The 12,561-nt window shown below is 63.8% G+C and carries 9 protein-coding genes; 8 read left to right on the forward strand and 1 reads right to left on the reverse strand.

The genetic code is table 11. The features are described 5' to 3' along the window. Nucleotides 1-44: 44 nt before the first annotated feature. Nucleotides 45-1,058 carry a taurine ABC transporter substrate-binding protein gene (locus D1012_RS11280; protein WP_118152194.1) on the reverse strand — a complete coding sequence of 338 codons (1,014 nt, stop codon included), beginning with the start codon at nucleotides 1,056-1,058 and terminating at the stop codon, nucleotides 45-47. Nucleotides 1,059-1,348: 290 nt separating this feature from the next. On the opposite strand from D1012_RS11280, the gene tpa reads away from it, so the two are divergent. The 8 genes from tpa to D1012_RS11320 all read left to right on the forward strand — a co-directional run bounded on the left by tpa (nucleotide 1,349) and on the right by D1012_RS11320 (nucleotide 12,488). Further along, nucleotides 1,349-2,725: a hypotaurine--pyruvate aminotransferase Tpa gene (tpa, locus tag D1012_RS11285; RefSeq protein ID WP_118152352.1), complete on the forward strand. Its 1,377-nt coding sequence runs from the start codon at nucleotides 1,349-1,351 to the stop codon at nucleotides 2,723-2,725. A gap of 205 nt (nucleotides 2,726-2,930) precedes the next feature. Beyond that, complete coding sequence (gene pdxR / locus D1012_RS11290) at nucleotides 2,931-4,394, forward strand: MocR-like pyridoxine biosynthesis transcription factor PdxR (protein ID WP_118152196.1); 1,464 nt, start codon at nucleotides 2,931-2,933, stop codon at nucleotides 4,392-4,394. 100 nt (nucleotides 4,395-4,494) lie between these two features. Next, nucleotides 4,495-6,267, forward strand: coding sequence for a sulfoacetaldehyde acetyltransferase (gene xsc, locus D1012_RS11295; RefSeq protein ID WP_118152198.1), 1,773 nt, complete (start codon nucleotides 4,495-4,497; stop codon nucleotides 6,265-6,267). Continuing rightward, nucleotides 6,264-7,004, forward strand: a complete 741-nt coding sequence (locus D1012_RS11300) for a sulfite exporter TauE/SafE family protein (RefSeq protein WP_118152200.1) — start codon at nucleotides 6,264-6,266, stop codon at nucleotides 7,002-7,004. Before xsc ends, D1012_RS11300 begins: the two co-directional genes overlap by 4 nt. Next, nucleotides 7,004-8,104, forward strand: a complete 1,101-nt coding sequence (locus tag D1012_RS11305) for an acetate/propionate family kinase (protein ID WP_118152202.1) — start codon at nucleotides 7,004-7,006, stop codon at nucleotides 8,102-8,104. Before D1012_RS11300 ends, D1012_RS11305 begins: the two co-directional genes overlap by 1 nt. Continuing rightward, nucleotides 8,101-10,884: a molybdopterin oxidoreductase family protein gene (locus D1012_RS11310; RefSeq protein WP_118152204.1), complete on the forward strand. Its 2,784-nt coding sequence runs from the start codon at nucleotides 8,101-8,103 to the stop codon at nucleotides 10,882-10,884. Before D1012_RS11305 ends, D1012_RS11310 begins: the two co-directional genes overlap by 4 nt. Then, on the forward strand, nucleotides 10,881-11,618 hold the full coding sequence (locus D1012_RS11315) for a 4Fe-4S dicluster domain-containing protein (RefSeq protein ID WP_118152206.1): 738 nt from the start codon (nucleotides 10,881-10,883) through the stop codon (nucleotides 11,616-11,618). The genes D1012_RS11310 and D1012_RS11315 overlap by 4 nt, the downstream gene beginning before the upstream one ends. After that, nucleotides 11,619-12,488, forward strand: a complete 870-nt coding sequence (locus tag D1012_RS11320) for a dimethyl sulfoxide reductase anchor subunit family protein (protein WP_118152208.1) — start codon at nucleotides 11,619-11,621, stop codon at nucleotides 12,486-12,488. Nucleotides 12,489-12,561: the final 73 nt, after the last annotated feature.

Consider the following 12,561-nt stretch of genomic DNA (forward strand, 5'->3'; position numbering starts at 1 on the left):
CGGGCGGCCCGGTCGGGCCGCCCCTGAGCGTTTTACCGTGGCGCTTACATGCCCTGTGTGGCGGTCAGCGGTGCGGTGTTGACGGTGGTGTCATAGCTGGGCAGGGCTGCGGGGATCGAGCCTGCGGTGACGAACACCTCGGCGACGCCCTGCATGAATTCCTGCGCGCCGCCGCCCAGCCATTTGGCCGAAAGCTGGTCTTCGACGGAGGGGAAGACAAAGGTGCTCATGTCCTTTTCAGCCGTGGCTTCGTCGATGCCTGCGTCTTTGGCGATGACCGGCAGCATTTCCGCCTTTTTCGAGCCTTCGTTCCACATGGCGTTGCTGTCCGCGACCACCTTCAGGAACTTGGCAACCACATCCGGGTTTTCGGCCACAAAGGACGCCGGGGAGGAGGTCACATCGAACACCAGAATGCCAAGCGCCTCTTTTTCTGCGCCGGTCAGCAGGACGTTGCCATGTTCCTTCATCCGGTTCAGACCGCCGCCATAGCCACAGGCCATGTCGATGGAGCCTTGGGCAATGGCCGCGGCCCCTTCGGGCGGGGCCATGTCGATGATCTCAAGGCTGGCCAGATCGACGCCGAAATGGTCCATCTGCTTGAGAAAGCCATAATGGGCCGCAGTGCCGAGCGGAACGGAGACCTTTTTGCCAGCCAGATCGGCGGCGTTGTCCTTGGTGATGTCGAGATCACTGCGCACCACGCAGTTGTCATTGTCGGAATAGCTGACGGCGACATCAATGATCTGCAGATCCTGCCCGGCGCTTGTGGCCACCACAAACGGCGGCAGGCCCTGCGACACGGCGAAATTCACATCGCCTGCGGCCATCGCCGCAGACATGGCAGTGCCGGTGTCAAACGCGACCCAGTTCACCTTCATCCCCAGGGCTTCGTCAAAGGTGCCATTGGCTTTGGCGTATTGGAACGGCATCGGCCATTCCATGAAATAGGCGACCGTCACCTCGTCCAGCGCCATGGCGCTGGTGGTGCCTGCCAACAGGGCGACTGTGGCGGCAGCGCTTGTCGCAGTGATTTTCAACGTCTTGCGGAATGTCATCCTTGGTTTCTCCATGTTGGTTTTGTCTTGCCCTCATTGGTCGGGGCGGGTTTGGGTCTGTCCAGCGGCTTGACCGGGTTTCAGGAAATCGGAAGGACTGCTTCCACGCAAGGTAAGCCGTTGCCCTGTGATCTTTGCCCCGCTTTGCCGCATCGCAAAACGATTCTGTAACTGGCGCTATCGGGGCAGGGCGTCTGGCCCTACGAATGCCTTCAGCAAAGGCGGATGCTGGCGCAAAGGCCGGTCAGGTTCCGACGCGGCCCGGCGCAGATCACAGAAAGGCACGGTCTATGGACGGCTACAGCAGCAACGATATTTCGGCGGTGGTCGAGGCGGACCGCGCCCATGTCTGGCATCATCTGAGCCAGCACAAACCCTATGAACAGGTTGATCCGCGCGTGATCATCGAGGGCAAGGGCATGCGGGTCTGGGATGCGCGCGGCAAAGAGCATCTGGATGCGGTCTCGGGCGGGGTCTGGACCGTGAACGTGGGCTACGGCCGCGAAAGCATCGCCAATGCGGTGCGCGATCAGCTGATCAAGATGAACTATTTCGCAGGCGCGGCCGGGTCGGTGCCGGGCGCACGCTTTGCCCAGAGACTGATCGAAAAGATGCCGGGGCTGAGCCGGGTCTATTATTCGAACTCCGGCTCCGAGGCGAATGAAAAGGTCTACAAGATGGTGCGCCAGATCGCGCACAAGCATCACGCTGGCCGCAAGTGGAAGATCCTGTACCGCGAGCGGGATTATCACGGCACCACCATCGGCACGCTGGCCACATCAGGTCAGGCGCAGCGGGCGGCGCAATACGGGCCTTATCCCGATGGCTTTGTGATGGTTCCGCATTGTCTGGAATACCGCAAGCAATGGGACGTGGAAAACTACGGGCTGCGCGCCGCCGAGGCGATCGAAGAGGTGATCCTGCGCGAAGGGCCCGACACGGTGGGCTGTCTGGTGCTGGAGCCGGTGACGGCGGGCGGCGGGGTGATTGTTCCGCCAACCGGGTACTGGGAGAAGGTGCAGGAGATTTGTGCGAAGTACGATATTTTGCTGCACATCGACGAGGTGGTGTGCGGCGTGGGCCGGACGGGAATGTGGTTTGGCTATCAGCATTACGGCATCAAGCCCGATTTCGTGACGATGGCCAAAGGCGTCGCCTCGGGCTACGCGGCGATTTCCTGCACGGTGACGACCGAGGCGGTGTTCGAGCTGTTCAAGGATGATCCGACGGATTCGATGAGCTATTTCCGCGATATCTCGACCTTTGGCGGCTGCACCGCAGGGCCGGCGGCGGCACTGGAGAACATGCGCATCATCGAAGATGAGGGGCTTTTGGACAATACCACCGCCATGGGCGCGCGGCTGATGGCCAATCTGCATGCACTGATGGACAAGCATGCGGTGATTGGCGACGTGCGCGGCAAGGGGTTGTTCTGCGGCGCCGAACTGGTGGTGGACCGGGGCACCAAAGAGGCGCTGGATGAAAAACGCGTGCAGGCGGTGGTGGCCGATTGCATGGCGCAAGGCGTGATCATCGGGGCCACCAACCGCTCGGTGCCGGGGCTGAATAACACGCTGTGCCTGTCGCCCGCGCTGATCGCGACGCCGGATGATATTGACCAGATTACGGATGCCATTGATCAGGCCCTGACGCGGGTGTGCGGCTGACGCGGTTTCAAGGAAATTGAATCCTCTGCCCCGAAGAGGGGCAGAGGATATTGTTTTTGTGTCGGTGTCGGTGTCGGTGTCGCCTTCGCTCCGCCTCCGATATGCGCTCCGCGCGGGAGTATTTGCAAAGCAGCAATCGCAGGGGCGGGCTTGACCTTTGGGCGGGGGCGGCGTTGTCTGGTCTTATCCCTGATAAGGCCAGATCATGCCCATTCCCGCCGAAGCCTTTTTCCTGCCGCCCGGAACTGCCGGAACGCTGCAAAGCCGGATCCGGTCGATGGTGGTGCAAGGCGTGCTGGCCGGGCGGTTGCGGCCCGGTGACAAGATGCCGTCGTCACGCGGGCTGGCGGTGCATCTGGGGGTCAGCCGGATCACGGTGACGCTTGCCTATGCCGATCTGGTGTCGTCGGATTATCTGTCGGCGCGCGGGCGGTCGGGCTATTTCGTGTCGGACACCGCCCCGCGCGCGCCGGAGTTTCCCTCGGCCCCCGCGCGGGATGAGGGCGTGGATTTCGCGGCGCTGACCGGCGCGCGGTTCTCGAAACAGGCGCGGCTGGCCAAGCCCGAGGATTGGGAGCGCTATCCGTTTCCGTTCATTTACGGGCAGGCCGACCCGGCGCTGTTTGATCACCAGAACTGGCGGGCCTGCGCGCTGCGCGCCTTGGGGCGGCGGGATTTTGCGGCGCTGACCTCGGATTATTACGAGCGCGATGACCCGATGCTGATCGAGCAGGTGTTGCGCAGCATCCTCCCACGGCGGGGGATTGCGGCGCGCGCCGATGAGGTGTTGCTGACGATGGGGGCGCAGAACGCGCTGTGGATCGCAGCACAGGTGCTCTTGGGCCCAGGCAAGCGTGCGGTGATGGAGAACCCCGGATATCCGGGCCTGCGCGCCATTCTGGAGCCCTCGGGGACCGAGGTTCTGGCGGTCGATGTCGATGAGAACGGCTTGCCGCCCGAGCGGGTGCCAGCGGGCGTGGATGTGGTGTTCACCACCGCCTCGCATCAATGCCCGACCAATGCGACCATGCCGGTGGCGCGGCGGGTGGCGTTGCTGGAGGCGGCGTCAAGGCAGGGGTTTGTGATTGTCGAGGACGATTACGAATTCGAGATGTCCTACCTCAAACCCGTCGCCCCGGCGCTGAAGTCCTTGGACCGCGAGGGTCGGGTTGTGTATGCTGGGTCGTTTTCCAAATCGGTGTTTCCGGGGCTGCGGCTGGGTTATCTGGTGGCCTCGCCCAGTTTCATCGCCGAGGCGCGGGCACTGCGCGCGATGGTGCTGCGCCATCCGCCGGGGCATATCCAGCGCACGGTGGCGTATTTTCTGGCAGATGGGCATTATGACGCGCTGATCAACCGGATGCGGGTGGCGTTCCGCAGGCGTCGGCAGGTGATGGAGGAAGCGCTTGCCGAGCAGGGGCTGAACATGGCGGGGCAGGGCGGCTTTGGCGGGTCGAGCATCTGGATGCGGGCGTCTGACGGGGTGGATACCGAAACGCTGGCCGCGCAACTGCGGGCCGAGGGCGTGCTGATCGAGCCGGGGCGGGCGTTTTTTCACCCCGGCCGTGCCAGCCGCCAGCATTACCGGCTGGCCTATTCTTCGATTGCGGCATCGCGGATCCCCGAGGGGATTGCCCGGATTGCACAGGCTTTGGGACGGATGCACTAGGTGCGCATTCTGGACTTAAAGTCGCGAGACCTCTGGCCCTAAGTCAGGTCTGCCGCCGCCGGTAGAGTGGCGCAAAGATGCCCTTGCAGGAGCCGGACCGATGCGTATGACCACCGAAGAAGCCTTTGTGAAAACCCTGCAGCGGCATGGCATTGAACATGCCTTTGGCATCATCGGGTCGGCCTTCATGCCGATCTCTGACCTGTTTCCGCGTGCGGGCATCACGTTTTGGGATTGCGCGCATGAGGGCAGCGGCGGGATGATGGCCGATGGCTATACCCGTGCCTCGGGCAAGATGAGCATGATGATCGCGCAGAACGGGCCGGGGATCACCAATTTCGTCACAGCGGTCAAGACTGCGTACTGGAACCACACGCCACTGTTGCTGGTCACGCCGCAGGCCGCGAACAAGACCATCGGCATGGGCGGCTTTCAGGAAGTCGAGCAGATGGCGCTGTTCAAGGATATGGTCTGCTATCAGGAAGAGGTGCGCGACCCGTCCCGCGTGGCCGAGGTGCTGAACCGCTGCATCCTGCAGGCCAAGCGGCGGTCGGCCCCGGCGCAGATCAACATGCCGCGCGATTTCTGGACTCAGGTGATTGATATCGACCTGCCAGACGTGGTGGCGTTCGAGCGGCCCGCAGGCGGCGAGACGGCGATTGCCGAAGCCGCGGCGCTGCTGTCGGAGGCCAAGTTCCCGGTCATCCTGAACGGGGCCGGCGTGGTGCTGGGCGGGGCCATTCCGGCGAGCATGGCGCTGGCCGAGCGGCTGGATGCGCCGGTTTGCGTCGGCTACCAGCACAATGATGCGTTCCCCGGTTCGCATCCGCTGTTTGCCGGTCCTTTGGGCTATAATGGATCAAAAGCGGCAATGGAGTTGATTTCCGAGGCCGATGTGGTATTCTGTCTGGGTACCCGGTTAAACCCGTTTTCAACGCTTCCGGGATACGCGCTGGACTATTGGCCAAAAGCGGCCAGGATCATCCAAGTCGACATCAACCCCGATCGGATCGGGTTGACGAAACAGGTATCGGTGGGAATTGTCGGCGACTCGAAAAAGGTCGCCGAAGCGGTTTTGGCGCAATTGGCCATCACCGCCGGTGACCATGCGCGCAGTGAACGCAAATCCAAAATCGCACAGGTGAAATCGGCATGGGCGCAGGCGCTGTCGTCGATGGATCACGAAGACGACGATCCGGGCACGTCGTGGAATCAGCGCGCGCGGGAGGCCAAGCCGGAGTGGATGAGCCCGCGCATGGCCTGGCGCGCGATTCAGTCGGCGCTGCCGCGTGAGGCAATCATCTCCAGTGACATCGGTAACAATTGCGCGATCGGCAATGCGTATCCGACGTTTGAGGCCGGGCGAAAGTATCTGGCGCCGGGGCTGTTCGGCCCCTGCGGCTATGGTTTGCCGAGCATTGTGGGGGCCAAGATTGCCTGCCCCGATGTGCCGGTGGTCGGCTTTGCCGGGGATGGCGCATTCGGGATTGCGGTGACGGAGCTGACCGCGATTGGCCGCCCGGAATGGCCGGCGATCACCATGGTGGTGTTTCGCAATTACCAATGGGGCGCGGAGAAGCGCAACTCTACCCTGTGGTATGACGACAACTTTGTCGGCACCGAGCTGGATGACGGCGTGTCCTATGCCGGAATCGCGCGGGCCTGCGGCTTGCAGGGCGTGCAGGCGGGCACGATGGAAGAGTTGCGCGCGGCCCTGACGCAGGCTTTGGCGGATCAGAAGGCGGGCAAGACCACACTGATCGAGGCGCTGATCAATCAGGAGCTGGGCGAGCCGTTCCGCCGCGATGCAATGAAAAAGCCGGTGGAGGTGGCGGGGATCTCAAAGGCTGACATGCGGCCGCAGGTCGTATGATCCCCTTTGGCCTGACCGGGCCGGAGGCTGTGCTGGTGGCGGCGGGTATGGTCGTGGCGGGCTATGTGCGCGGCTATTCCGGCTTTGGCTTTGCCGCGCTGGTGATGCTGTTCGCGGCTTTGGTGACCGACCCTTTTCCCTTTGTGCCGGTGGTCATTCTGGCCGATATCTTCATGACGGCGGGGCAGGCGCGCAGGATCTGGGCGCATATCGACTGGCGGCGCGTGGCCGGGCTGTTTGCGGGCTGTCTGGTCGGCGTGCCCTTGGGAGTAGCTGCCATTCAGTGGGCCGGGGCCGATCTGGGCCGCGCGGTTCTGTCAGTGTTTGTGCTGGTCATGTGCGGGCTGCTGCTGGCGGGTTGGCGCATCGGGCGGCAGGGGCATGTGGCACATGTCGGCGTTGGCACTGTGTCGGGTTTTGCAAATGGCATGGCAGTGGGGGGCTTGCCGGTGGCGGTGTTCTTTACCGCCGAAGGACTGGCCCCGGTGGTGTTCCGCGCCACCGTGATCGCCTATTTCACCGTGCTCGACCTGTGGTCGCTGCCGGTGTTGTGGCAGGCCGGGCAGATTACCCGTGACAGTTTCATCGCGACGGCATTCGGATTGCCCTTTATGCTGATCGGGTTAGGCTTCGGGGGGCGGCGCTTTGCCAGTGCCAGCCCGCAGGACTTCCGGCGATTTGCCATCCTGCTGTTGACCGGACTGTCGGTGGCGGGGCTTTTGAAATCGGTGATGTGATGCTTCTGGTCGTCAATTCAGGGTCTTCCTCGGTCAAGCTGGCGGTGTTTGACGGGATGGAGCTGCGCGCGCAGGCGCAGGTCGAAGAAATCGGCAGCACCGGCCCGACGGATCATGCGGCGGCCCTGACGCTGGGGCTGGAGCGGCTGGCGGTGCCGGCGGCGCAGTTGCAGGCGGCGGCGCACCGGGTGGTGCATGGCGGTGCCGGGCTGACACAGACCTGCCGGATCACGCCGGAGGTGCAGGCCAGGATCGAGGCATGCGCCGGGCTTGCGCCGTTGCACAACCCGCCAGCCTTGGCCGGGATACGTGCGGTGGCGCAGCTCTGGCCCGCCTTGCCGCAGTATGCGGCGTTCGACACCGCGTTTCATGCGACCAATCCGCAGGTGGCGACGGCATACGCGCTGCCGCTGGCCGAGCGGGAGCGGGGGCTGCGCCGCTATGGGTTTCATGGGTTGTCCGATGCCGCTGTTGTTCGAATAGTGCAGGAAACGGGCAGTAACGGCCTGCCAAGGCGGATGCTTTCGTTTCATCTGGGCAATGGCGCTTCGGCCTGCGCGATCCTTGACGGGCGGTCGGTTGCGTCAAGCATGGGGTTTTCGCCGCTGGACGGGCTGACCATGGGCACGCGGCCGGGAAACCTTGATCCGGCGGTGGTGCTGGATCTGGTGGCGCGGCATGGGGCAGAGGCGGCGGGGCAGATGCTGAACCGCGCCTCGGGGCTGAAAGCGCTGGGGGGCAGCAACGACATGCGCGCGCTGCACGCAGCAGGCACGCCAGAGGCGGCCTTTGCCATTGACCATTTCTGCTATTGGGCGGCAAGGCACGGCGCTTCGCTCTGTGCCGCTCTGGGGGGCCTGGATGCGATCACCTTTACCGGCGGGATCGGTGAGAATGACGCACTCATCCGTTCCAAAATCGTGAACCAGCTTGCGTTTCTGGGGGCGGTCCTTGACGGTGAAGCCAATGCGCGGGGTGGTGATCAGGCCTTGCATGCGGTGGTGTCCAGAGTGGCGATCTGGGTCATCCCCGCCGATGAAGAACGCCAGATTGCCATCGAGGCGCGCGCCGTAATCGACCAGGAAGAGGGGCTGCGATGAACCAACCGCGTCTGAACACATCGCCGCATGTCTCTGATGAGGTTCGCAAAACCACCTGTTACATGTGCGCCTGTCGCTGTGGCATCAATGTGCATCTGACCAGCGGTAAGGTCAGCTATATCGAGGGCAACCGCGACCACCCGATCAACAAGGGCGTGCTGTGCGCCAAGGGCGCAAGCGGCATCATGCAGGTCACCGCCCCCAGCCGGTTGACGAGCCCCTTGCGCCGGGTCGGACCGCGCGGCTCGGGCGCGTTCGAGCCGATCAGCTGGGAAGAAGCGCTGCAAACGGCGGTGGGCTGGATGCGCCCTCTGCGCGAGACCGCGCCGGAAAAGCTCGCGTTTTTCACCGGGCGCGATCAGTCGCAATCGTTCACCGGTTGGTGGGCGCAGGCGTTCGGTACGCCGAATTATGCGGCGCATGGCGGGTTTTGTTCGGTCAACATGGCGGCGGCGGGGATCTACACCCTCGGCGGCGCGTTCTGGGAGTTTGGTGCCCCCGATTGGGAACGCAGCAAGCTGTTCATGCTGTTCGGCGTCGCCGAAGATCATGACAGCAACCCGATCAAGATCGGCATCGGCAAGATGAAGGATCGCGGCGCGCGGGTGATCGGGGTCAACCCGATCCGCACCGGGTACAATGCCGTGGCGGATGACTGGATCGGGATCACGCCGGGCACCGACGGGCTGCTGATCCTGTCGCTGATCCATTGCCTGCTGGAGGCGGGCAAGGTCGATCTGGAGTATCTGGCGCGGTTCACCAACGCGGCCTATCTGATCAACGACACCGATGGCCCGGAAAAGGGCCTGTTCGTGCGCAATGCCGAGGCGCAACCCTTTGTAATTGACCGCCGCACCGGCATGCCCGCGCCATGGGAGGCCAAGGGCGTGCAGCCTGATCTGGGGGCAAGCTGGCAGGGGCATCGCACCGTGTTTCAGCACATGGCGGAGCGCTATCTGTCGCCCGACTATGCGCCAGAGGCGGTTGCGGCGCGCTGTGGGGTCACGGCGCTGCGCATCCGGCAGCTTGCGGCGGAACTGGCGGATGTGGCGTTCAATCAGGCGATTGAAATTGCGCAGCCTTGGGTGGATTTCCGGGGCGACGAACATGCCACAATGATCGGCCGGCCGGTCAGCTTCCACGCCATGCGCGGGATCTCAGCGCATTCCAACGGCTTTCAGACCGGCCGCGCGCTGCATCTGCTGCAGATCCTGCTGGGCGCGGTGGAAACCCCCGGCAGCTGGCGGATGAAGCCGCCCTATCCCAAACCGATGGAGGCGCATCCGACGCCACATTTCGTGACCGTGCCCGGCAAGCCGCTGTCCGGCCCGCATCTGGGCTATGTGCGCGGGCCGGAGCAACTGGCACTGCTGCCCGATGGCTCTCCGGCACGGATCGACAAGGCCTTCAGCTGGGAAAACCCGTTTTCGGCCCATGGCATGATGCACATGGTCATCCCCAATGCGCATGCGGGCGACCCGTACCGGATTGATACGCTGTTCCTCTATATGGCGAATATGGCGTGGAATTCGTCGATGAACACCGCGCAGGTCATGGGCATGCTGACCGCGCAAGAGGCGGATGGCAGCTATACCATTCCGCGCATCATCTATTCCGATGCCTATGCGTCGGAGATGGTGGCCTATGCCGATCTGATCCTGCCCGACACCACCTATCTGGAGCGGCATGACTGTATCAGCATGCTCGACCGCCCCGTGAGCGAGCCCGATGCGGCGGGCGATGCGATCCGCTGGCCGGTGGTGGAGCCTGACCGCGATGTGCGCGGGTTTCAGTCGGTGTTGCTGGATCTGGGGGCAAGGCTGGGCCTGCCGGGGATGGTGAACGAGGATGGCTCGGCAAAGTTCGCCGATTATGCCGATTACATCGTCAGCCATCAGCGCCGCCCCGGTGTAGGGCCGTTGATGGGCTTTCGCGGCAATGGCGATGGCGAGGGGCGGGGTGCGCCCAACCCCGACCAGATGGCGCGCTACATCGAAAACGGCGGGTTCTATCAGGCGCATGTGCCGGAGGAGGCTGCGTTTTTCAAGCCGTGGAACATGGCCTATCAGGACTGGGCGGTGCAGGTCGGGCTGTTTGATACACCGCAGCCCTATCTGTTCAACATCTGGTCTGAACCGATGCGCCGGTTTCAGCTGGCGGCAGAGGGGCACGGCGCGGTGCAACCGCCAGACCATCTGCGCGCAAGGTTGAAGCTGGCGATGGACCCGTTGCCGGTCTGGTATGAACCGTTTGGCGATGCGGCAGAGCCGTTTGGCTTTACCGTTCACGCTCTGACCCAACGGCCGATGGACATGTATCACAGCTGGGGCAGCCAGAACGCCTGGCTGCGGCAGATCCGGGGGCATAACCCGTTGTTCGTGCCAACGAAAATCTGGCTTGAGCATGGCTTTGCCGAGGGCGACTGGGCGCGGGTCACCTCGCCCACCGGGCAGATCACGGTGCCGGTCGCGCATATGGCGGCGCTGAATGAAAACACGGTCTGGACCTGGAATGCGATCGGCAAACGCAAGGGGGCCTGGGCGTTGAATGAGGGTGCTTCGGAGGCAAAGCAGGGGTTCCTGCTCAACCATCTGATTTCGGAACTGCTGCCGGCAAAGGGCGACGGGATGCGTTATTCCAATTCTGACCCGGTGACCGGGCAGGCGGCGTGGTTCGATCTGCGGGTGCGGATCGAGCGGGCGGAGCCGCCGCCCGAGGGCGAAAGCCTGCCCGCCTTTGGCGCGCTGACGCCTGTGGTGCCGGAAGGGGGCAAGCGATGACCTGTCTGCCGGGAAAAACCGACAAGGCCTTGGGGCTGGTGATTGATCTGGACACCTGCGTCGGCTGTCAGGCCTGTGTGACCGCCTGCAAGGGCTGGAACGATCAGGGCTACGGCGTGCCACTGTCGGATCAGAACCCTTATGGATCAAACCCTTCGGGCACATTCCTCAACCGGGTTCACAGCTATCAGGTGCAACCTGCCGAGGCGGCGCCGATGATCGTGAACTTCCCGCGATCCTGCCTGCATTGTACGGATGCGCCTTGCGTCACCGTCTGCCCGACCGGGGCCAGCTACAAGCGGGTGGAGGATGGGATCGTGCTGGTGAACGAGGATGCCTGCATCGGCTGCGGGTTGTGTGCCTGGGCTTGCCCGTATGGTGCGCGCGAGATGGATGCCGATGCGGGGGTGATGAAGAAATGCACGCTCTGCGTCGACAGGATCTACAACGAGAACCTGCCCGAGGAAGACCGCGAACCCGCCTGCGTGCGCACCTGCCCGACAGGGGCGCGGCATTTCGGCGATCTGTCCGACCCGGACAGCAAGGTCAGCCAGTTGGTCGCGGCGCGGGGAGGATATGATCTGATGCCGGAACAGGGCACAAAGCCTGTCAACAAATACCTGCCGCCGCGCAAAAAGGACCGGCCTGATCAGGCCAGTCTGCTGGCGCCCTTGCTGGACATTCAGGCGACGGGCTTTGCCGGTTGGCTGGACCGGGTTTTGAGGAAGATCTGAATGAATCCGGCACCTTCTGTCATCATCTTCACCGTGTTTTCGGGCATGGGTTTTGGCTACTTGGCGCTGCTAGCCACGGTCCATGACTATAGTGGCATCGCGGCGTTCTGGCATTGGTTTGTCGGCTATGCGCTGGCCACGATCGGGCTTGCGGCCTCGGCGTTTCACCTTGGCAACCCCAGCCGCGCCTGGCGGGCGTTCACGCAGTGGCGGTCAAGCTGGCTGAGCCGCGAGGCCTGGGGCGCGGTGCTGGCGCTGCTGGCCCTTGCCCCGGTGGCGCTGTCGGACTGGCTGCACCTGGGCCTGCCGCGCGGCTTTGGCTGGCCGGGGGCGGTGCTGGCGGTGGCCACGGTTGCCGCCAGCGGCATGATCTATGCCAGTATCCGCGCCGTGCCGCGCTGGCATCACTGGACGGTGCCGGTGCTGTTCGTGGCCTTTGCCTGTGCCGGGGGCAGTCTGCTGGCGGGGCTGCGCGGGCCGTCGCTGGTGGCCCTGCTGGTGCTGGGCGGGCTGATGGTTCTGTATTGGCGGGTGGGCGACGGGGCCTTTTCCCGTGCGGGCAGCACGATGGGCACGGCGACGGGTCTTGGCACTCTGGGCGGCGTTTCTGTGTTCGAGCCGGCCCATACGGCGGATAACTACCTGCTGCGCGAGATGATTTACGCGGTGGGGCGGCGTCATGCGGCAAAGCTGCGCGTGCTTGCGCTGCTGCTGGCGGTGGTCCTGCCGCTGCTGGCGATGCTTTTGTTGCCCGGTCGATACGGCCCCTATGTTGCGGTGCCGTTGCATCTGCTGGGGGCTTTGGCGCAACGCTGGCTGTTCTTTGCCGAGGCTGAGCATGTCGTCGGTCTGTATTACGGCAAGCGCTAAGGTCTTGCACGAAGGGAGCAGCTGGATCATGCTGCAATCTTAAGGCGAAGCCGGGCGGAGGATACGCACTGAA

The organism is Pseudotabrizicola alkalilacus (assembly GCF_003443995.1).
Classification (GTDB): domain Bacteria; phylum Pseudomonadota; class Alphaproteobacteria; order Rhodobacterales; family Rhodobacteraceae; genus Pseudotabrizicola; species Pseudotabrizicola alkalilacus.